Origin of the sequence: Streptomyces sp. NPDC006296, from assembly GCF_040613235.1 — a bacterium.
Taxonomy (GTDB): domain Bacteria; phylum Actinomycetota; class Actinomycetes; order Streptomycetales; family Streptomycetaceae; genus Streptomyces.
In genome coordinates this window covers 94,012-114,275 of sequence record NZ_JBEXRT010000006.1, presented here as the reverse complement: position 1 = coordinate 114,275, position 20,264 = coordinate 94,012, and the positions used below count along the sequence as shown (strand labels likewise).

The 20,264-nt window shown below is 74.0% G+C and carries 17 protein-coding genes and 5 tRNA genes; 7 read left to right on the top strand and 15 right to left on the bottom strand.

The annotated features are described in order from the left end of the window. Positions 1–116 precede the first annotated feature (116 nt). A complete protein-coding gene (locus ABZ172_RS06480) occupies positions 117–572 on the bottom strand; it encodes a hypothetical protein (protein WP_356880773.1) in 456 nt (151 codons plus the stop codon). Between the two features lie 154 nt (positions 573–726). Between ABZ172_RS06480 and ABZ172_RS06475 the strand changes: the two genes are divergently transcribed. Then, the gene (locus ABZ172_RS06475) at positions 727–1,245 is read left to right on the top strand and encodes a DsbA family protein (protein ID WP_356880770.1); all 519 of its coding nucleotides are present in this window, start codon (positions 727–729) and stop codon (positions 1,243–1,245) included. 28 nt (positions 1,246–1,273) lie between these two features. Here ABZ172_RS06475 and ABZ172_RS06470 read toward each other — a convergent pair whose 3' ends face one another. The 3 genes from ABZ172_RS06470 to ABZ172_RS06460 form a co-directional block, all read right to left on the bottom strand. After that, the gene (locus tag ABZ172_RS06470) at positions 1,274–2,110 is read right to left on the bottom strand and encodes a GNAT family N-acetyltransferase (RefSeq protein WP_356880768.1); all 837 of its coding nucleotides are present in this window, start codon (positions 2,108–2,110) and stop codon (positions 1,274–1,276) included. Positions 2,111–2,194: 84 nt separating this feature from the next. After that, positions 2,195–3,016, bottom strand: coding sequence for an aminodeoxychorismate lyase (locus ABZ172_RS06465; protein ID WP_356880766.1), 822 nt, complete (start codon positions 3,014–3,016; stop codon positions 2,195–2,197). Continuing rightward, a complete protein-coding gene (locus tag ABZ172_RS06460) occupies positions 3,013–4,092 on the bottom strand; it encodes a chorismate-binding protein (protein WP_356880764.1) in 1,080 nt (359 codons plus the stop codon). The genes ABZ172_RS06465 and ABZ172_RS06460 overlap by 4 nt, the downstream gene beginning before the upstream one ends. A gap of 145 nt (positions 4,093–4,237) precedes the next feature. On the opposite strand from ABZ172_RS06460, the gene ABZ172_RS06455 reads away from it, so the two are divergent. The 5 genes from ABZ172_RS06455 (at position 4,238) to ABZ172_RS06435 (ending at position 4,683) form a co-directional block, all read left to right on the top strand. Beyond that, positions 4,238–4,310: transfer RNA gene (locus ABZ172_RS06455), tRNA-Gly, on the top strand. A gap of 37 nt (positions 4,311–4,347) precedes the next feature. Beyond that, positions 4,348–4,421: transfer RNA gene (locus ABZ172_RS06450), tRNA-Cys, on the top strand. A 1-nt stretch (position 4,422) separates the two neighbouring features. Continuing rightward, a tRNA-Val gene (locus ABZ172_RS06445) sits at positions 4,423–4,494 on the top strand. A gap of 19 nt (positions 4,495–4,513) precedes the next feature. Next, a tRNA-Val gene (locus tag ABZ172_RS06440) sits at positions 4,514–4,585 on the top strand. A gap of 23 nt (positions 4,586–4,608) precedes the next feature. Further along, a tRNA-Val gene (locus ABZ172_RS06435) sits at positions 4,609–4,683 on the top strand. A 151-nt stretch (positions 4,684–4,834) separates the two neighbouring features. On the opposite strand, the gene ABZ172_RS06430 is transcribed toward ABZ172_RS06435, so the two are convergent. From ABZ172_RS06430 to ABZ172_RS06410, 5 genes are all read right to left on the bottom strand, one after another. After that, positions 4,835–6,184 carry an OFA family MFS transporter gene (locus tag ABZ172_RS06430; RefSeq protein ID WP_356880762.1) on the bottom strand — a complete coding sequence of 450 codons (1,350 nt, stop codon included), beginning with the start codon at positions 6,182–6,184 and terminating at the stop codon, positions 4,835–4,837. A 130-nt stretch (positions 6,185–6,314) separates the two neighbouring features. Further along, positions 6,315–6,602, bottom strand: a complete 288-nt coding sequence (locus ABZ172_RS06425) for a zf-TFIIB domain-containing protein (protein WP_356880760.1) — start codon at positions 6,600–6,602, stop codon at positions 6,315–6,317. A gap of 60 nt (positions 6,603–6,662) precedes the next feature. Further along, entirely contained in the window at positions 6,663–7,619 is a 957-nt protein-coding gene (locus ABZ172_RS06420) for an aminoglycoside phosphotransferase family protein (protein ID WP_356880758.1), read from the bottom strand. 210 nt (positions 7,620–7,829) lie between these two features. Beyond that, positions 7,830–8,036 carry a hypothetical protein gene (locus tag ABZ172_RS06415; RefSeq protein ID WP_356880756.1) on the bottom strand — a complete coding sequence of 69 codons (207 nt, stop codon included), beginning with the start codon at positions 8,034–8,036 and terminating at the stop codon, positions 7,830–7,832. A 627-nt stretch (positions 8,037–8,663) separates the two neighbouring features. Further along, on the bottom strand, positions 8,664–8,912 hold the full coding sequence (locus tag ABZ172_RS06410; RefSeq protein ID WP_356880754.1) for a hypothetical protein: 249 nt from the start codon (positions 8,910–8,912) through the stop codon (positions 8,664–8,666). A 205-nt stretch (positions 8,913–9,117) separates the two neighbouring features. Between ABZ172_RS06410 and ABZ172_RS06405 the strand changes: the two genes are divergently transcribed. Further along, positions 9,118–10,440 carry a serine/threonine-protein kinase gene (locus tag ABZ172_RS06405; protein ID WP_356880752.1) on the top strand — a complete coding sequence of 441 codons (1,323 nt, stop codon included), beginning with the start codon at positions 9,118–9,120 and terminating at the stop codon, positions 10,438–10,440. Positions 10,441–10,508: 68 nt separating this feature from the next. Here ABZ172_RS06405 and ABZ172_RS06400 read toward each other — a convergent pair whose 3' ends face one another. The 6 genes from ABZ172_RS06400 to ABZ172_RS06375 form a co-directional block, all read right to left on the bottom strand. After that, the gene (locus ABZ172_RS06400; protein ID WP_356880750.1) at positions 10,509–11,333 is read right to left on the bottom strand and encodes an RNA methyltransferase; all 825 of its coding nucleotides are present in this window, start codon (positions 11,331–11,333) and stop codon (positions 10,509–10,511) included. 187 nt (positions 11,334–11,520) lie between these two features. Continuing rightward, positions 11,521–12,774, bottom strand: coding sequence for a uroporphyrinogen-III C-methyltransferase (cobA, locus tag ABZ172_RS06395; RefSeq protein ID WP_356880748.1), 1,254 nt, complete (start codon positions 12,772–12,774; stop codon positions 11,521–11,523). A 406-nt stretch (positions 12,775–13,180) separates the two neighbouring features. Then, positions 13,181–16,870: a nicotinate-nucleotide--dimethylbenzimidazole phosphoribosyltransferase gene (cobT, locus tag ABZ172_RS06390; RefSeq protein ID WP_356880746.1), complete on the bottom strand. Its 3,690-nt coding sequence runs from the start codon at positions 16,868–16,870 to the stop codon at positions 13,181–13,183. A gap of 332 nt (positions 16,871–17,202) precedes the next feature. Continuing rightward, positions 17,203–18,435 (bottom strand): precorrin-6y C5,15-methyltransferase (decarboxylating) subunit CbiE, encoded by a 1,233-nt coding sequence (gene cbiE, locus ABZ172_RS06385; protein ID WP_356880744.1) that lies wholly within the window; start codon positions 18,433–18,435, stop codon positions 17,203–17,205. A 120-nt stretch (positions 18,436–18,555) separates the two neighbouring features. After that, positions 18,556–19,194 carry a GNAT family N-acetyltransferase gene (locus ABZ172_RS06380; RefSeq protein WP_356880742.1) on the bottom strand — a complete coding sequence of 213 codons (639 nt, stop codon included), beginning with the start codon at positions 19,192–19,194 and terminating at the stop codon, positions 18,556–18,558. 139 nt (positions 19,195–19,333) lie between these two features. Next, positions 19,334–20,200, bottom strand: coding sequence for a MetQ/NlpA family ABC transporter substrate-binding protein (locus tag ABZ172_RS06375; RefSeq protein WP_356880740.1), 867 nt, complete (start codon positions 20,198–20,200; stop codon positions 19,334–19,336). Positions 20,201–20,264 lie beyond the last annotated feature (64 nt).

The following is a 20,264-nucleotide window of genomic DNA, read 5'->3' as shown; positions in this document are numbered from 1 at the left end:
GAAGCGGACGGCCGGCGGATCCTTCGCCACTCGACCGACCCGCATGAATCGATTCACACCCGAGGGATCCCGCGGTCCGGTCACGAGCGGCCGCCCCGGAGCTCCGGGGCGGCCCGTCAGATGCCGTGCTTCTTGAGGATCGCCTCGATGTCGCTGAAGTCGTCCGCCGGGGCGGCCTGCTTCGCCGCGGTGCGGCCCTGCGCCTGCGGAGCGCCCGTACCGGCCCCGGACGTCAGGGAGGGCGACGAGGCGGCCGGGGCGACGGCGGCACCCCCCTCGGCGGACCGGGCGGCCCGGCGCTCCCGCCGGGTCGAACCGCTGCGCCGCTCCACGGCCCGCGTGGTCATGAAGAGCAGCCAGGCCGCGGCCAGCAGACCGAAGCCGATCCAGACGCCCGGCTTGAAGACGATGTCCGACGCCCACCGCACGACCCCGGTCATCACCAGGCCGACGGGCACGAGCGCGTAGGCGAAGATCCTGGTCGCCGTCAGGAACCGCTTGCGGTAGGCGGCGATCGCGGCGATGCCGAGGCCCGCCGCCGACACAGCGGAACAGATGGTCTCGGCAAGCATCGGAACCTCCAGCGATCGGGACACGTCCCTTCCATCCTGCACCGGGCACCGCCCCGGGATCCACGGCGCGGGACCACATCAGGGACTTTTCAGGGCCTCGCTCCTCCCCGGGTCCCGTGTGGGGCGCACCGGCAGGGCCTGGAAGACTGGCCGCATGAGCGATTCCTCCTCCTCCGCAGCGCCGGTCGTCCTGGACGTCTGGTGCGAGCTGGAGTGCCCCGACTGCCACCGGGCCCTCTCCGACCTGCACGCCCTGCGCGCCCGCTACGGCGACCGGCTGGAGGTCCGGCTGCGCCACTACCCGCTGGAGAAGCACAAGCACGCGTACGCGGCGGCGCAGGCGGCCGAGGAGGCCTTCGCCCAGGGCCGGGGCTGGCCGTACGTCGAGGCCGTCCTGGCCCGCACCGCCGACCTGGCCCGCTCGGGCGAGCCCCTGCTGATCGAGGTGGCGGGCGACCTGGGTCTGGACGCCGAGGAGTTCGACACCGCCCTGATCGACGGCCGGCATCTGCTGATCGTGGACGCGGACCAGGCCGAGGGCAAGGCGATCGGCGTCACCGGCACGCCGACGTACGTGATCGGCGACGAGCGGCTGGACGGCGGCACGAGCCAGGACGGGCTGCGCGCGCGGATCGAGGAGATCGCCGACCGCCTGCTCGCCGGCTCCGCCTGACCGCAGCGCCCGCCCGCTCCGCCGGACGCTAGAGCGCCTTGGCGAGGTTGTACTGCGTGACCTCGTAGCCGAGCGACTCGTACAGGCGGAGCGCCGGGGTGTTGGTGGTGAAGACGTGCAGGCCGAGCAGGCCGAGGCCGGCGTCGAGCGTGACGTCCTCGGCGAGGTGCATCAGCGCCCGGCCGTAGCCGCGCCCCCGGTGCCCCTCCCGCACCTCGACGTCGAACACGAAGCCGAGGTCGTCGCCCTCCGGCTCCGCACGCCGCGCCACCCAGACGTGGCCGACGACGGTTCCCTCGTGCACGAGGACGTGGAAGTACATGCCGGGGGTGGCCAGGCCGTCCGGCAGGTTCTCGGCGTGGTCGGCCTCGGACTTGCGCCGGGCCTGCTCCTCGGGGACGCCGCGCTCCGCCCAGCTCCGCGCGTACGTCCCGACGCTGACGGCCGCCCACGCGGCGAACTCCGGCTCCGTCATCGGGCGTCCGGTGACCCCCGGGGGCAGCGCGGGTGCGGTCCGCCGGAGGGTCTTCAGCATGTTCCGACTGCGCTCGGTGTAGCCGAGCACGGCGGCCAGGGCCCGTGCGGCGCCGTTGTCCGCGGGGGCCACCAGGCGGACCTGGGTGCACCCCCAGCCGCGCAGCACCTCCTCGGCGGCGAGGGCGGCGATGGTGCCGCGCCCCCGCCTGCGGTGCGCCTCGTCGATGCCGAGGGACCGGAGCACACCCGCCGTGGGGCCGAACGCCGGGTCCGTCGAGATGCCGACGGCGCCCACGGCCCGCCCGTTGTCGCACACGTCGTACGTGCGTGCCCGCGCGCCGTCGGCGCCCTGCTGGACCGGCTCGGCCGGCCGGATGGTCGTGGTCATCAGGGTGTTCTATCCGCTGGACGGCGGCCCGTCACCCGCTTTGCGGATTCCGGTTCACCCGGCCCGGCCCGCGGGGCGACCCGCTCAGGGGTCGAGATCGCCCGCCGCGCGCTCGTCGAAGACCCGCATGGCCTTCGCGGTCACGGGGCCGGGGGCGCCGGGCAGCTCCCGGCCGTCGACCCGGTGGACGGCCTGGACGTCGCGGAGGGTCGAGGTGAGGAAGACCTCGTCGGCCCGTTCGAGCACGTCGAGCGGAAGCTCGGTCTCCTGCGCGCCGACCCACTCCATCGTCAGGGCGCGGGTGATTCCGGCCAGACAGCCCGATGCGACCGGAGGGGTGTGGATCCGGCCGTCGAGGACGACGAAGATGTTGGAGCCGGTGCCTTCGCAGAGCTGTCCGACGGTGTTGGCGAGGATCGCCTCGGAGGCGCCCTCGCCGCGGGCGCGCGCGAGGGCGACGACGTTCTCCGCGTACGAGGTCGTCTTGAGGCCGGTCACCGCGCCGCGTTCGTTGCGCGTCCAGGGGACGGTGACCACGGCGGTGCTGTCCGGCCTGCGCGTCGTGCCCTCCAGGGCGACGACGAGGCTGGGGCCGTCGTCGCCGCGGTCGGAACCCAGGGGGGACGGGCCGCCGGTGAAGGTGATGCGCAGCCGTCCGAGCTCCACGGGATTGGCCTCGACGACGGCCGCCACCGCGCGGCGGACGGCGTCGTGGTCCGGGTCGGCCAGCCCGAGCCCCCGCGCCGAGCGGGTCAGCCGGTCCAGATGCCGGGTGAGGGCGAAGGGACGCCCGCCGGCCACCCGGACCGTCTCGAAGACTCCGTCCCCCACGGTCAGCCCGTGGTCGAGCACGGACAGCCGTGCGTCGTCGGCGTCCCGCAGTCCGCCGCCGGTCCAGATCCTCATGACGCGGTCCTTTCCGTTTCCCCGTGGTGCTCGTCCTGGCCGTGTCCCCCGTGGGTTCCCGACGCTACCGCGAGCAGCCGCGCGGCCTTGAGCTCGGTCTCCGCCCATTCGCGCTCCGGATCCGATCCCCAGGTGATGCCGGCTCCGGTGCCGAAGCGCAGGAGGGGGGCGGGCCCGGTGCGCTCGATCCAGAAGGTCCGTATGCCGACGGCCAGTTCCGCGGTGCCCCGGTCGGCGTCGACCCAGCCGACGGCTCCGCAGTAGGGACCGCGCGGGACCGGTTCCAGCGCCTCGATGATCCCCAGCGCGCTGGACTTCGGCGCGCCGGTGACGGAGCCGGGCGGGAACGTCGCGGCGAGCAGACCGGGCCATCCCGTCCCCTCGGCGAGCCGCCCGCGCACGGTGGAGACGAGGTGGACGAGCCCCGGGTGTTTCTCCACGGCGCAGAGGTCGGGGACGCCGACGCTGCCGGGCACGCAGACCCGTCCCAGGTCGTTGCGGACCAGGTCCACGATCATCACGTTCTCCGCGTGGTCCTTCTCCAGCAGGTCGTCCTCGGTGCGGCCGGTGCCCTTGATCGGCCCGGACCGGACGCTCCGGCCGTCGCGCGCCAGGAAGAGCTCGGGCGAGGCCGTCGCGATCTCCACCCCGTGCCCGGGGAGCCGGATCGTGCCCGCGTGGGGGGCCGGGTTGCCGCGGGCCAGCAGGGCGGTGAGGGCGTCCACGTCGGCCGCCGGTCCGGGCAGCGGAGCGGACAGCACCCGGCAGAGGTTGGCCTGGTAGACGTCGCCGGCCGCGATGTGCTCGCGGATCCGCCGTACGCCCGCCGTGTAGGCGGCCCTGTCCAGCGAGGAGGTCCAGTCGGCGGGGGCGGGTCCCCGCCAGGCGCCGGGCACCGGGAGGGGCACCTCCTCGCGCCGCACGGTGTCGAAGCGGGCACAGACCGTACGCCCCTCGAAACCGGCGGAGACCGCCCAGAAGCCGGACGAATCGAGAGCCGCTGGGTCGCTGGTGACGTCCCGCAGACCGGAGGCGACGAGGCCTCCGAAGCGGGCGAGGGGGGTGAGGGCGCGCACGTGACCGAGTCTAGGACGGCACGCGATGACCTGCGGCGGGCGGCGTCGGCGCAGCACGCTGCGCAAACGCGTTTTTGTACTGGCCCGGGAATCCGCTAGAGTTCAACACGTCGCCGGGACGCGCAAGCGGTCCTGGGAAAGACAAGCGGACGTAGCTCAGTTGGTAGAGCGCAACCTTGCCAAGGTTGAGGTCGCCAGTTCGAACCTGGTCGTCCGCTCGCAGAAGGTGGGGGATCTTCCCGAACCCCCACCCCTGGTGGAGTGGCCGAGAGGCGAGGCAACGGCCTGCAAAGCCGTCTACACGGGTTCAAATCCCGTCTCCACCTCCAAGGACGATTAGCTCAGCGGGAGAGCACTTCCCTGACACGGAAGGGGTCACTGGTTCAATCCCAGTATCGTCCACCGGTCCGCAAGGATCCCCGCGCGATTAGCTCAGCGGGAGAGCGCTTCCCTGACACGGAAGAGGTCACTGGTTCAATCCCAGTATCGCGCACGCAGTACACGCAGGGTCACCCTGCGCGATTAGCTCAGCGGGAGAGCGCTTCCCTGACACGGAAGAGGTCACTGGTTCAATCCCAGTATCGCGCACCAGCCGAAACCCCCGGTCGTCTCGACGACCGGGGGTTTCGTCGTGCGGGGTGCGGGTCAGCCGGTGAAGAGCTGGGTGGCCTTGCGCGCGAGCTCGTAGAGGCCGTAGGCGAAGGGCACGGCGACCCAGAGCCAGACGAACACCATGAGTGGCTTACGACTGCTGGTGGACACGGGGGCTCCCTTCCGGTGCCTCGTGGAAGCGTGCGTGGACGGGGCGGATGCATTCGTTGGCCACGAAGCCGACGACCAGCAGCCCGATCATGATCGTCAGGGAGGTCGTGTAGAGGCTGGGGCCGCTGTGTCCCGCGCGCTCCCCCGCGTCGGCGACCCGGTTGACGATGAGCGGGCCGAGCACCCCGGCGGTGGACCAGGCGGTGAGCAGCCGGCCGTGGATGGCTCCGACCTGGTACGTGCCGAAGAGGTCCCGCAGGTAGGCGGGAGCGGTCGCGAAGCCTCCGCCGTAGAAGGAGAGGATCACGAGCGCGCAGCAGATGAACAGCGGCTTGGAGTCGTTGCCCAGCTGGGCGATGACCACATACATGAGCGCGCCGACGCCGAGGTAGACCCGGTACATGTTCTTGCGGCCGATCAGGTCCGAGGTGGAGGACCACAGCAGGCGGCCGCCCATGTTGGCCAGCGAGAGCAGGGCGACGAAGCCCGCCGCCGCGGAGACGGACACCGGGGTGGAGGTGTCGGCGAAGAAGTCCTGGATCATCGGCACGGCCTTCTCCAGGATGCCGATGCCCGCCGTCACGTTCATGCAGAGGACGACCCACAGGCACCAGAACTGCGGGGTGCGCAGGGCGTTGCGGGCGGAGACCTGGGCGTTGGTGACGAGCCGCCGGGTCTCCTGCTTCGGTTCCCAGCCGTCCGGCAGCCAGCCGTCCGCCGGCACCCGCACGAGGAGCACCCCGAGGGTCATGAAGGCCGCGTAGACGACGCCGTGGACGAGGAAGGCGGTGGCGATGCCGGAGCGGTCGGTTCCGAAGCTCTCCAGCATCCCGGTGGACCAGGGCGAGGCGATGAGGGCGCCGCCGCCGAATCCCATGATGGCGATGCCGGTCGCCATGCCGGGCCGGTCGGGGAACCACTTGATGAGGGTGGAGACGGGCGAGATGTAGCCGATGCCGAGGCCTATGCCGCCGATGAACCCGTAGCCGAGGACGACGAGCCAGTACTGGCCGGTCGCCGCGCCGAGCGAGGCGACGAGGAAACCGGACGAGAAGCAGACGAGCGAGACGAACATCGCCCAGCGGGGGCCGTTGCGTTCGACGAGGGTCCCGCCGAAGGCGGCGGAGAGCCCGAGCATGACGATGCCCAGCTGGAACGGGAGAGCACTGGCGGTACCCGAAAGGTCGAGGGCGGATTCGAGCGGCGGCTTGAACACGCTCCAGGCGTAGGCCTGTCCGATGGAGAGATGCACGGCGAGCGCGGCGGGCGGTACGAGCCAGCGGCTCCACCCCGGGGGCGCGACAGTTCGGGACCTGTCGAGGAAGTTCATGCACCCGCACTCTAGGCATCAGCCGCGTCCATGACCAGATCATGAACGGAAGTCGGTCGACCGTATGCAATGCGGGTCCGGGCGCCACACCCGGACCCGCCCTGCCGCACCGCCCGTTCAGGGCGCCGGATCAGGAGCTGAACAGCATCCGGCCGAAGCTCTTCTGGCGGTGGTGGTGGCCGCCGTAGTGGCCGCCCTGGTGCGGCGCGCCCCAGGCGGGGGCCGGAGCCGCGGGGTAGGCCTGCGGGGCGGGCGGCGGGGGCGGGGCCTGCTGCGCCCACTGCGACTCCAGGCGGGTCAGGGACTCCAGCTCGCCGTAGTCGAGGAAGATCCCCCGGCAGCCGCTGCACTGCTCTATCTGGACGCCGTTGCGGTTGTAGGTGTGCATCTGGGCATGACACTTGGGGCACTGGATCATCGGACCGACTCCTCCTCGTGGGACGTCGCCGGATGCATGCCCGGCGGCGATCGCCTCAGCCTACGACGCGGAGTCGGACACCAACTGGGGCGGGACGGCGGCGATTCGGGCGCACGCGTCGATCATCAGCTGTTCCACCTCGTCCGGAACGCGTTCCTCCGCAGCGGACTTGGCCAGGGCGACTGCGGCCGTCTGCACCGTGAGCGCCCGGGCCGGCACGTCGAGCTCGGGCCACGGGTCGCCCGCGGCGCGCACGGCCGGGCCGCCGGCGGCCCGGTAGGTGTCGAGGAAGCGCAGCCAGACCTCGGCCGGCAGCAGTCCGGCCGCGTACCAGGCGGCGGGCCGTGCGAGGTCCCACGCCGGATCGCCGAGGCCCGCGTCGTCGATGTCGATGAGGAGCCAGGGGCCCCGGGGTGCGGGGTGCCGCACGAGCTGGCCGAGGTGCAGGTCGCCGTGGCAGATCCGGCGGTCCCGGTGCGCGGGCGCCTCGGCACGGGCCCAGCGGGGCAGCCCGTGCCAGGCGGCCAGGACGGGCGCCGTGACGGGGTCACCGGGCCGCGCCCCGCACATCCGTGCGACGGCACGGGCGGCCTTGGCCGGTCCGCGCATCGGGGGGAGGGAGCGGGGCGGTGGGGTGCGGTGCAGACGGGCCAGGAGGACGGCGGCCTCCTCCCAGGGGGCGGCGTCGGGGTCCTCGGGGTCGACGGGCCGGCCGTAGGGCCAGAGGCTGACGGTGCGCCCGCCGGCAGCGGTGGGCGTTCCGTCCGGGGCGGGGAGCGGCGGGAGCAGGATGCCCGCGAGCGGGGACGATCCGGCCAGGGCCAGCCGGGCCGCCAGGGCGGTGGTGTCGGAGTCCGGGGCGTGGGCCTTGGCGACGACCGGGCCGCTGCGGACCACCGTGCCGTCGGGACGGTCCGCGAGCACCCGGGGAGGGGCGCAGGCACACGGCGTCGTCGCGGGGTGCGCGCGGTCGTGCGCGAGTTCGCCCAGCGCGCGGACAACGGGGGTGGTGGTCATCGGCTCTGCTCCCGCGGAGGTGTCGGCCGGCCGCGCGGCGGGCCCCGGCGGCGATCGTACGCGGCGGGCCCGCACGGGCCCGGACAGCGCGATGTCCGGCCAGCTCCCCAGCTGACCGGACAAACGCTGCCGTCCGCCGCACCCCCGTCCCCACGGGGCTGTTGGCCGGATGTCCCGGTCCGGACCGCTCTTCCGGACCCGGGGCGCCGCTCAGCGCCCCAGCATCACGCCCACGGACGACGCCTGTGTGACCACTGCGTCCCAGCCGCCGAACACGACGACCAGCAGGGCCGCCAGGGGAAGGACCATGGCCGTCGCCACCAGCGGGTGGCGGGTGCCGGACGGGCGTGCGCCGAACGAGGCGTACGCCCTGCGGCCCTGCGTGCGGATGATGGTCCGCACAGCCGTGTCCGCCATGGTTCCTCTCCTGACTGGTCGAGAGCGGCGGGCGTCTGGCCTCGGGGGACGAGTTCCGCACCCGCCGCTTGATTCCAAGACTAGGGAGACGCCGGCCGCACGGCGTCATGCCCGCGTACCGATTGGCGGGCCTCCCGGAGGATGAGCCGGCGGCCTTCGGTGTACTCCCCTGGGTGGAGAAGCGGTGGTGGTGACGGCACCCGGCACCTAAGGGCTGCCCGGAGTCGCCGGCGGGGCGGCGGGCGGCGTCGGATGCGGTGCGTCGGGCGGGGAGGGAGGCCCGCGTCGCGGAGGTGTCCGGGCGTTCCGAGCACACGGTGAGGCGCGCCTGGGCCGTCGTCGTACGCCCGCCGGGGACGACGGGCGGCTCTGAGGGACAACGGGCCGGCTCACGGGGGGTGCGGATTCCGCCGAGCCTCCCGGTGGCGCGGGGCGATCCCGGTGCCCCTCCTCCCCCGGGTGGCGCGGCGCCGCGAGCCCGGGGCGGCCTCCGCTCGCCCCGCTCCCCCATCGGGCGACGCGAGGCGGCCGGACCCCGGCCACGGCGCCGCGCACCGCGGGCCCCCGGGGACGGCGTGGGAGCCCCTGCCCCCGGGGCTGCGTGTCCCGGGGGCGGAGGCGGCGGGCTCAGGCGGCGGCGGGAGGGCGCTCGGATTCGTCCTCCCGGGGGACCGGCTGTTCGACCAGGGCGAGCACCCGGGTCGCCATGAAGCGGGCGGTACGGACAACTGATCCACTTCGGGTGACTTCACTCACTTCCACCACACCCCGGCGGACCGCTGTCTCCACCCGGCGGCCTGCCCTGGAGGCCACCACTTCGTACGTCCTGGTCGTGTCACCCGCGTCCACGACTATTTCCACACGATCGCCCTTCATTGATCCAATCCCCCTTCTGCGACGGTCCTTTGAGATCTCGCACGGGCCAAGGAACCTGGATCTCCGGCTCCCTGACCACGCTTCGATTCTCCCACCGGGCACTGACAATCGATGGGCCGGCGAGGGCGCGGCCTCTGAGCGCGCCGCGCCACGGGTACGTAAGCTGTGCCTCGTCAGGCGGACCGGCAGCGGGGATGGGCAGACGATGGCGATGATGCGGCTCCGGCGCGAGGACCCGCGTCTCGTCGGATCGTTCAGGCTGCACCGGCGGCTCGGCGCGGGCGGCATGGGCGTCGTATACCTGGGTTCGGACCGCCGGGGCCAGCGGGTGGCGCTCAAGGTGATCCGGCCGGACCTGGCGGAGGACCAGGAGTTCCGCTCGCGCTTCGCACGCGAGGTGTCGGCCGCCCGGAGGATCCGCGGCGGCTGTACGGCCCGGCTGGTGGCCGCCGATCTGGAGGCAGACCGTCCGTGGTTCGCGACGCAGTACGTGCCCGGCCCCTCGCTGCACGACAAGGTCGCCGAGGAGGGGCCGCTCCCGGCCGCCGAGGTGGCCTCGATCGGGGCGGCGCTGTCGGAGGGGCTGGTGGCGGTGCACGAGGCCGGGGTCGTCCACCGTGACCTGAAGCCGTCGAACATCCTCCTCTCCCCCAAGGGCCCCCGGATCATCGACTTCGGTATCGCCTGGGCGACCGGGGCCAGCACCCTGACCCACGTCGGGACGGCCGTCGGCTCGCCGGGCTTCCTGGCGCCCGAACAGGTGCGCGGCGCCGCGGTGACGCCCGCGACGGACGTCTTCTCGCTGGGCGCCACCCTGGCCTACGCGGCGACGGGCGACTCACCCTTCGGGCACGGCAGTTCCGAGGTGATGCTCTACCGCGTGGTCCACGAGGAACCGCACCTGTTCGACGTGCACGACGCGCTCGCCCCGCTCGTACGGGCGTGTCTGGCGAAGGACCCCGAGGACCGGCCGAGCACCCTGCAGCTCTCCATGCGGCTCAAGGAGATCGCCGCACGCGAGGCGCAGGGGCTGCAGGAGCGCCGCCCGCCCGCGCAGCGCGGCGAGCAGGAGCTGGAGCGGCCCACCGGCCGGCTGGAAGGTCCCTACACCGAGCAGTCGGGCCGCCGGACCGCCGGGAGCGCCTCCTCGGCGTCGCGGTCTCCGGGGCGGCGTCCGGCGTCCTCGTCCCGCCCGGCTGCGCCCCGTACGGGTGGCTCGCAGTCCCGGGCCCCGCGCGGCGGGCCGCGCTCCGGTCAGCAGCCTCCGGGACCGAAGGGCACGAACGGCAGGCAGGCCTCCCGGTCCGGTGTCCGGACGACGTCGGCGGGGAACGCCGGAAAGCGGCGGCCGGCCAACCCGCGGCTGCTGCGTCAGCGGCTGGTCGTCTTCGTCGTGGTGACGCTGCTGGTCGCCCTGGGGATCGCGGCGGCACAGGGCTGCCAGGGCCCGGCGCGCGGGCTGGGCGGCACGCAGCCGACGTACGACGGGGCCGCCGTCGGCCTGTCGGAGGCCCGTTTCCCCCGGTGACCGGCGGGATCCGTCCCCGCACCCGCGGGCGGTGCCCCGTCCCGCCGGACCGTCGTGGGACGGGTGCGTCAGGCGGGGTCGGCGCGGGTCGCGTAGAAGGCGACGGCGGAGGCGGCGGCCACGTTGAGCGAGTCGACCCCGGCGTCCATCGGGATCCGCACGTGCACGTCGGCCGCGGCGAGTGCCCGGGGCGTGAGGCCGTCGCCCTCGGTGCCGAAGACGAGCGCCAGCCTCTCGTGCCGGCGCGCGACCAGTTCGTCCAGGGTGACCGACCTGTCGCTGAGGCACAGCGCGGCGGTGGTGAAGCCGGTCTCCCGCAGCAGGGCGAGGTCGTCCGGCCAGGAGGTCAGGCGCGTCCACGGGACGTGGAAGACGGACCCCATGGAGACCTTCACCGCGCGCCGGTAGAGCGGGTCGGCGCAGCGCGGGGTGAGCAGGACGGCGTCGACCCCGAGTGCGGCGGCGTTGCGGAAGGCGGCCCCGATGTTGGCGTGGTCCACGATGTCCTCGAACACGGCGACCCGCCGGACCCGGCCGCCCTCCGGGGACAGCAGTTCCCCGACGCCGGGCAGCGGCTTGCGCTGCATGGAGGCGAGGGCCCCGCGGTGCACGTGGTAGCCGGTGACCCGCTCGGCGAGGGCCGGGGTGACCGCGTACACCGGTGCGGTGGCCTCCTCGATCACGTCGCGCATGACGTCGGCCCATTTGGCGGAGAGCAGCATGGAGCGCATCGTGTAGCCGGCGTTCAGGGCGCGCCGGATGACCTTCTCGCCCTCGGCGATGAAGAGGCCCTCGGCGGGTTCGCGCCGTCGCCTCAGCTCGACGTCGGTCAGGCCGGTGTAGTCGCCGAGGCGCGGGTCGTCCGGGTCGTCGGCGGTGATGAGTTCAGCCACGGGGTGCTCCTTGCCTTGTCGGAGGGGAAGGGGACGGCGGTCGGGTCACCGCACGACGACCGGACCGAGCGGGGACCGGATCATGCGGGTCGGGACCGTGCGACGACGCGACCGTGCGGGGCCGCGTCGTACGGGGCCGGTGCTTACGGGGGCGCCGTCGTGGTGGTGGACGACGGTGGAGGCGCGGTCAGTCCGCGAGCGGTCCGGCCGGTTCCGGGCCGACGCCGACGACGTCGCCGATGACGATGACGGCCGGGGGCCGTACCGCCTCCGCGACGACCCGCTCACCGACGTCGGCGAGGGTCGCGTCGACCCTGCGCTGGGCCGCGGTGGTGCCCTCCTGGACCAGGGCCACCGGGGTCCCCGGGTCCTTCCCGTGGGTGACGAGGGCCTGGGCGATGGCACCGATCTTGTCGACGGCCATCAGGAGGACCAGGGTGCCGCGCAGGCGGGCGAGGGCCTTCCAGTCGACCAGGGACCGCGGGTCCTCCGGAGCGACGTGGCCGCTGACCACGGTGAACTCGTGGGCGACCCCCCGGTGGGTGACCGGGATGCCGGCGGCGCCCGGGACGGAGATGGAGCTGGAGATGCCGGGGACCACGGTGCAGGTGATGCCCTCGGCGGCCAGCGCCTGCGCCTCCTCCATGCCGCGGCCGAAGACGAACGGGTCGCCGCCCTTGAGCCGGACCACGGACCGGCCGGCCTTGGCGTGGTCGATCAGCGCCTGGTTGATCGCCTCCTGCGCCATGTAGCGCCCGTACGGGATCTTCGCCGCGTCGATCACCTCGACGTGCGGCGGGAGCTCGTCGAGGAGGTCGCGGGGGCCGAGGCGGTCCGCGATGACGACGTCGGCCTCGGCCAGGAGGCGGCGGCCGCGGACCGTGATCAGGTCGGGGTCGCCGGGCCCGCCGCCGACCAGTGCGACACCGGGGGCGCGGGTGCGGTGGTGCGGGGCGGCGAGGGTGCCGTCGCGCAGCCCTTCCACGATCGCGTCGCGGACGGCGGCGGAGTGCCGGGGGTCGCGGCCGTGCGAGGTGGTGCTGAGGACGGCGACGGTGATGCCCTCGCTGCGGCCGGTGGCCGGGGTCCAGGCGGTCGCCGCCTCCGCGTCGTCGCTCCGGACACACCAGGTGCGGGTGCGTTCCGCCTCGGCGGACGCGGCGTCGTTGGCCTCCGCGTCGGAGGACGCGACGAGGGCGTACCAGGTGTCCGCGAGGTCACCGTCCCGGTACCTGCGGCGCTCCCAGCGGATCTCACCGGTGTCGGCCATCGCCTCGACGGACGCGGTCGCGGACGGTGAGACCAGGGTGATGTCGGCCCCGGCCGCTATGAGGGCGGGCAGCCGGCGCTGGGCGACCTGGCCGCCGCCGACGACGACGACACGGCGCCCGTTCAGACGCAGTCCGACGGGGTAGGCGGGGTGATCGTCATACTCGGCCATGGTCGTGCGGGCTCCTCGGGCGGGTGCGGTGTGCTGCGGGCCGCTGCGGCGGTGGAGCGGCGGTGACGTGGGCGGGTCGGACGATGGAGCGGTGACGCGTGGGAACACGATACGGGGTGATCGGCACGGTGGCCGGGGCGGTTCCGCGGGGTGGTACGGCAGGCGGATGACGGGCGACGGCACCGTCCGCGCCGGTCGCACCCCGGCGCCGGCCCTGCCACGGTCGGTGGACGCGTGCCCGGGCGGACGACGGCCGGACCGGGCTCCGCCGACCGGGTCCGCGGGGGCCGCCGGGGCTCCCGGGCGCGAGGCTCCCGGGACGCCCGGGTGCGTGAGCGCCGGGGTGCCGGGGCCTCGCACGGGGCCGGGAGGTGTCCGGACGGGCACCTCCCGGACACCGGGTCGGCTACTTCTCCGTGACACCCGCCGAGTCGAAGGTGGCCACGTCGTGCATCGCGCGGGCGGCGCTCTGCACGATGGGCAGCGCGAGGAGCGCGCCCGTGCCCTCGCCGAGGCGGAGATCCAGGTCCACCAGCGGGCGCAGGCCCAGCTTGTTGAGGGCCGCGACGTGACCGGGTTCGGCGCTGCGGTGGCCCGCGATGCACGCGGCGAGCGCCTCGGGGGCGATCGCCCGGGCGACCAGCGCGGCCGCGCCGGCGCTCACGCCGTCCAGGATCACCGGCGTACGGAGTGAGGCACCGCCCAGCAGGAAGCCCACCATGGCGGCGTGCTCCAGACCGCCGACCGCGGCCAGCACCCCGATCGGGTCGGCCGGATCGGGCTGGTGCAGTTCCAGGGCCCGGCGGACGACATCGACCTTGCGGGCGTGCATCTCGTCGTTGATCCCGGTGCCGCGGCCGGTCACCTCCGACGGGTCCAGGCCGGTGTAGACACAGATCAGCGCGGCGGAGGCGGTGGTGTTGGCGATGCCCATCTCACCGGTGAGCAGGCCCTTGTTGCCGGCGGCGACCAGATCGCGGGCGGTCTCGATGCCCACCTCGATCGCGGCGAGCACCTCCTCGCGGGTGAGCGCGGGACCGGTGGTGAAGTCCGCCGTGCCGGGGCGGACCTTCCGGGGCAGCAGACCGGGCGTCGCGGGCAGTTCGACCGCCACGCCGACGTCGACGACGCAGACCTCGGCGCCCACCTGGGCGGCGAAGGCGTTGCAGACGGCGCCGCCACCGAGGAAGTTGGCGACCATCTGGCCGGTGACCTCCTGCGGCCACGCCGTGACGCCCTGGGCGTGGACCCCGTGGTCACCGGCGAAGATCGCGACGGCGGCGGGCTCGGGGACGGGCGGCGGGCACAGCCGCGACAGTCCGGACAGCTGGGCGGAGATGATCTCCAGCATGCCGAGCGCACCGGCGGGCTTCGTCATCCGCTTCTGCCGCTCCCACGCCTCACCGAGCGCCTTGGCGTCCAGCGGGCGGATGCCGGCGATGGTCTCCTGGAGGAGGTTGTGCGGCTCCTCGCCGGGGAGCGCACGCCGGCCGTACGTCTCCTCGTGGACCACCCAGGACAGGGGGCGTCGCTTGGCCCAGCCGGCCTGCATCAACTCGGGCTCCTCGGGGAACTCGTCGACGTAGCCGACGCAGAGGTAGGCGACGACTTCGAGGTGCTCGGGCAGGCCGAGCGCACGGACCATCTCGCGCTCGTCGAAGAAGCTGACCCAGCCGACGCCGAGGCCCTCGGCGCGGGCGGCGAGCCACAGGTTCTCCACGGCGAGCGCCGAGGAGTACGGGGCCATCTGCGGCTGGGTGTGCCGGCCCAGGGTGTGGCGTCCGCCGCGGGTGGGGTCGGCGGTGACGACGATGTTCACCGGTGTGTCGAGGATGGCCTCGATCTTCAGTTCCTTGAACTGCTTGGCCCGGGCCTTGGGCAGCGACTTGGCGTACGCCTCCCGCTGGCGCTGGGCCAGTTCGTGCATGGAACGGCGCGTCTCGGCGGAGCGGATGACGACGAAGTCCCAGGGCTGCGAGTGTCCGACGCTCGGCGCGGTGTGGGCGGCCTCCAGGACGCGGAGGAGGACCTCGTGCGGGATGGGGTCGCTGCGGAAACCGTTGCGGATGTCCCGGCGCTCCCGCATGACCCGCAGGACGGCTTCGCGCTCGGCGTCGTCGTAGCCGGGGGCCGGAGGGGCGACGGGGGCCGCTGCGGCCTCGGTGGCCTGAGCGGTCTCGGCAGCCTCGGGCGGCGGCTGGGCCCCGGCTTCGGCGCCGGCCTCGGCTTCGATGCCGGGTTCGGTGCCGGGTTCGGTGGCCTCGGCTTCGGCCGGTGTCTCGGTGGCCTGCGGTTCCTCGGCGGCCTGCGGTTCCTCCGCGGGCGCGACGGGGAGGGCTTCGGCGGGGAGGGCTTCGGCGGGGAGGGCTTCGGCCGGGGCTTCCGCGGCGGGTGCCTGGGCCTCGGCCGGGGGGATCTCGGTGACGGGCACCGCGACCGCGAGGGGCTCCGCGAGCGACGGGTCGACCACGGGGTCCTCGGCTGCGGGGGCGGCCTCCGGGGCCTCGACGACCTCGGGCCCGCTGTCGGGCTCGACCGCGGCGAGGATCTGCGGTCCGGCGGCCGGTACGTCCTCCGCGACGGGCTCGGGCTGGATCTCGGGCTGCTGGACGTCGACCGCCTGCGGAGTCTCCGGGGCCTCCGGCGCGTCCGGGACCTCGGCGACCACTGTGGCCTCGGGTACGGCCGGCTCGGGCTCCGCCACGACGGGCGCGGGCTCGGCCACGGGCTCGACCACGACCGCAGGCTCAGGAGCGACCGTCTCGGCCACCGGCTCGGGCTCGGGCTCGGCGACCGGTGCACTCACGGGCTCGGCCGGCGGCTCGGGCTCGACCACCGGCTCGGGCTCGACCACCGGCTCGGGCCCGGCCGGCGCGGCGACGGTTTCGGGGGCCTCGTCGGCCGCGAGCGGCGCCGCGGGCTCGACGGGGACAGCCGGAACAGCCGTCTCGGGGACCGTCTCGGCGGGCGCCTCGACCGGGACCTCGGCGGGGGCGGCGACCGGGACCTCGCTCACCGCTTCGTCCGCGGGCTCGACGGGAGCGTCCTGGACCGCCACCGGCTGCGGAGCGACCGTTTCTGCGGAGACCACGGGCGTGGCGGGGACGACCGGCTCGGCGGGTACGACGGGCTCCTCGGGCACGGCGGCCTCGGGCGCCTCCACCGCCTCGGGCATGTCTACAGTCTCGGGGGCCACGGGCTCAGGCGCCGCAACCGCCTCCGGCACCACGACCGCCTCAGGCAGCGCGGCCTCGGGCACCGCCGCCGGTTCCCCAGCGGCCTCGGGCACCACGGCCTCCGGCGCCGCAACCGCCTCGGGCACCACGACCTCCGGCACAGCGGCCTCCGGCGCGACCGCCGGTTCCACCGCCGCCTCCGGCACGACCGCCGGTTCCGCCGCGGCCTCGGGCTCGGCGGCGGCCACGGGCACCGCGACCGGCTCCGGGGCCGGCACCGGCTCCGGGGCGGGCACAGCGGCCTCCGGCACCGCGACCGGCTCCGGGGCCGGCACGGGCTCGGGCGCGCCCCAGGCCGGGGCGCCCTGCGGCGGCATCTCGCCCACCTGCGGGCCGGGCAGGGCGGCCCCGGCGTCGGCCGGGACCTCGAAGTACTCGGGACCGATGGTGGGCGGTCCGGCGTGCCGCACGGGCACGGGGTTCGGGTTCTGCGGACCGGCCGGTCCCCGGTCCGCGAGCGAGCGGACCACTCCGCCGGTGTGCGAACCGCCGTAGGAGGGGGCCTCGGTGGACGCCGGGCCGCGGTGCAGCGGACGCCGGCCGGGCGCGGCGGCGACCGGGACCTGGACGGGCATGTGCGCCGGGATGCGGACGCCCCCGACGCCCGCCGCAGGGGACCCGTGCGTGCCGTTCGCGGCCTGGCCCTGCGGCGGGACCTGCGCGGACGCGGCGGCGGGTGCGGCCGGGGCGTCGCTCCACGCCCCCTGGGCGGCGGGCATCAGCAGCAGGTCGTCGTCCTCGGCGGCAGGCTCGGAGGGTTCGAGGTAGGTGTAGGCGTCCGGCGCGGGGACGCCCGGCTGCTCCACCATGCCTGCGTCCTCCGGCAGTCCCTCGCCCGGGATCTGGCCGGTGTCAGTCATGCGTACCCCTCGCCCATCGTCAGTGCTCCTTCGCCCTTCGTCCGGGATGCCCGAACCACGGCACGCCGGCGCTCGTCAACAAGAACGAGCGGGCCCCCCGCGCGGCACGAGACGCGCGCGGAGGTGTACCTTCTCGCGGCCGTCAGCCGACGCGCCAGACACTTCCGCCCGGGCTCGCTGTGGAATGCGCCACGTTGCGCGTCCCCCGGTTGCGCTGTACCACATCGCGGACCAAAACGGTCCCCTTTTCCGGACATTGACGAACGAACCGTCGAACAGCCGGGCGCGGTACAACAATCGGTCAGCCTACCTCGCGCTCCCCCGCGAACGCTTCAGGGGGCGAGATCGGAACGCACCGCGGAGAGCAGGAAGACGACGGAGCGTTCGCGCTCCGCCCAGGTGGAGGTGTGCAGGTCCACGGACTGGAGCAGCGTGCACTCGACGGTGTAGCCGTTCTCCGTGAGGGCCGCGCACAGCGCCTCCGCCTCGTCACGGTTCGAGGCATGGGTGACGATACGTTCCGGCCGCCGGTCGGCGACCGCCGTGACGACGGGGACCCCGCCCCCGCCGATGCGCACGACGTCGGGCTCGGGCAGGCGTTCCAGTACGTGCGGGGCCGTGCCCCGGACGACCTGGACGGCCACCTGGAACCTGCGGGCGGCGGCCGTCGTGCGCGCGCAGGCGTCCGGTTCGCCGTCCACGGCGAGCACCGCCGCGCCGAAGCGGGCCGCGTCCACGGCGAACGCGCCGCCGCCGCACCCGATGTCCCAGACCAGGTCGCCGGTGCGGGGGCCGAGCCGGGCCAGCTGGGCCGCGCGGAGGCCGGGCGACTCCCCCTCGCCCGCCTCGCTCCGGTCGCCCGTCCCGGTGTGGGCGGGGGCGGGCAGGGCCCATCCACGGACGCCCTCGGGGTCGGCGGAGCGGCGGCCGGCGATCCAGGCGCCGTTCGCGGCGGCCTCGGGGCCACCGCCGATCACGATGACGACGTTGGGGTCGCGCCAGGTGTGGTCCGCCGTCTTGTCCGAGGTGAGGACGGTGACGCGTTCCCGTGCGGTGCCCAGTTCCTCGCAGATCACGAAGGTGCGGTGGACGCCGTCGAGCAGCAGGGCGAGTTCGACGGGGCCCGCTCCGGGGGACGTCAGCACGGCCACCTTGTGGTGGGAGCGTATGACGTTGACCGCGCGGCGCAGGGTGCGCGGGTGGGCGACGACGATCTGGGCGTCGTCCCAGGGCATTCCGGCGCGGGCGAAGGCGGCGGCGACGGACGAGACGGCCGGGACCACCTCGACCTCCAGCCCGTGTTCGGGCTTGTGGAGGGTGCGGACGACGCCGAAGAAGCCGGGGTCGCCGTCGGCCAGGACCACGGCGCTGCCGCGGTGGCCGGCGATCCTGCGGGCGGCCAGGTCCACGCTGCCGAGCCGGATGCGCTCGGCGCGTTCGGGGATTTCGGGGAGCGCGAGGTGGTGGCCGGCGCCGGCGACGAGCGTGGCCGCCGAGAGCGCCGCCGTGGCCGCTCTGGTCAGTGGCGAGCCGTCCCAGCCGATCACCGTGACCCGATCGGCCATCGTCGTCATTCTCCAGGGGTGTGAGCAGGCGGCAACTCCGCGCGGGCGGGCGGAGCAAGGGTGAGCGTATCCGGTCCGTACCAACGGCCCGCCGGGGGCTCCCGAAGCGCGCGGCGGAGGTCAGTTCCAGTCGTTGTACGTGCCGTAGCCGCCCGCGTCGGCCAGCTGCTCGGCGACGCCCTCCAGGTCCTCGGGCAGGAGCCCCCACACGATGAGGTCGGTCCTGATGTCGGTCCATCCTCCGTCCTCGGTGGCGGTCCTGGCTATGCGGGCGTTGCGCAGAACGCCCTCGCTGATGCAGCCCAGCTTCTGGGCGACCTGCTGGGAGGCCGTGTTCCCGGCGGGGGTGCGCAGTTCGATGCGCTCGAAGCCCTGGTCGCGGAAGAGCCACTCGGCGAGGGCCAGCACGGACTCGGTGGCGTACCCCTCACCGCGTGCCCAGGGCGCGGTGATGTAGCGGACCTCGGCGGCGAGGGTGCGCCGGTCGGTGTTGAGGAGCCGCACCGAGCCGACGAGGCGCTGGGTGAGGAACTCGGTGACGGCGAAGACGATGCCGTTGCCCTGGGTCCGCTCGGCGGGCGCGATCCTGCGGACCCACCGTTCGGCGTCGACCTGGGTGTAGGGGTGCGGTGCGTCGGTCCAGGCGGTGACCAGCTCGTCGTTCATCATCTCGATGTACGCGGGGACGTCGGCCATGTCGAAGGGGCGCAGCACCAACCGGTCCGTGCTGATGGAGATGGACGGGAAGGTGGTATTCATGCGCAGCTCCATGCCGAAGACCGTGTAAAGCCACCAGCATGCAGCATCGGACGGTGCGGGCGCATGGCCGGGTCCGCTCGGCGGAGCCCCGCCCTCCCGGTGCGGGGGGACGGGGCTCGGGGCAGGTGGTGCCCGGGTGTCAGGAGGTGACGGGAGCGCCGAAGGCGGGGATGATCGAGCCCTTGTAGGTGTCCTCGATGAACTTCTTGACCTCGTCGGAGTTGAGGAGCTTCGCGAGCTTCTGGACGCGGGGGTCCTCCTCGTTGCCCTCCTTGACGGCGAGGAAGTTGGCGTACGGGTTGCCGTCGGCCTTCTCCAGCACCAGGGAGTCCTGGCCGGGCTTCAGGTCGGCCTCGATGGCGTAGTTGCCGTTGATGACGGCGGCGTCGACGTCGTCCAGGGCGCGGGGCACGGTGGCGGCCTCGATCTCCTTGAACTCCAGGCCCTTCTTGTCCGTGATGTCGCTGAGCTTGGCGTTGGTGCCGACGCCGTCCTTGACGGTGATCAGCCCGTTCTCGGCGAGCAGCTGGAGCGCACGGCCCTCGTTGGTGGTGTCGTTGGGGACGGCGACGGTCTGGCCCGCCTTGATGTCCTTCACGTCCTTGATCTTCTTGGAGTAGAGGCCGAGGGGCTCCAGGTGGACGTCGACCACCGGGACGATGTGGGTCTTGTTCTTCTTGTTGAAGTCGTCCAGGTAGGGCTTGTGCTGGAAGAAGTTGGCGTCGACCTGGCCGTTCTCGGTGGCGGTGTTCGGCAGGACGTAGTCCGTGAACTCCTTGACCTCCAGCTTGAGGCCGGCCTTCTCCGCCAGGTTCTTCTTGACGTAGTTCAGGATGTCGGCGTGCGGCGTCGGGGACGCGGCGACGACGAGCGCCTTGGAGGTGTCCGCCTTCGCACCGGTCTCGCCCTTGGCGGCGGGGTCGGAGTCGGTGCCGCAGGCGCTGAGCCCGAGGGCGAGGGCGGCGGTGGCCGCGGCGGCAGCGGTGATCTTGATGTTCCTGCGCACGAAGAGTGCCTCTTTCCGGTGGTGGGTGGTGCGCCCGGACAAGGAGTTCGGGCTTCTGGGGGGA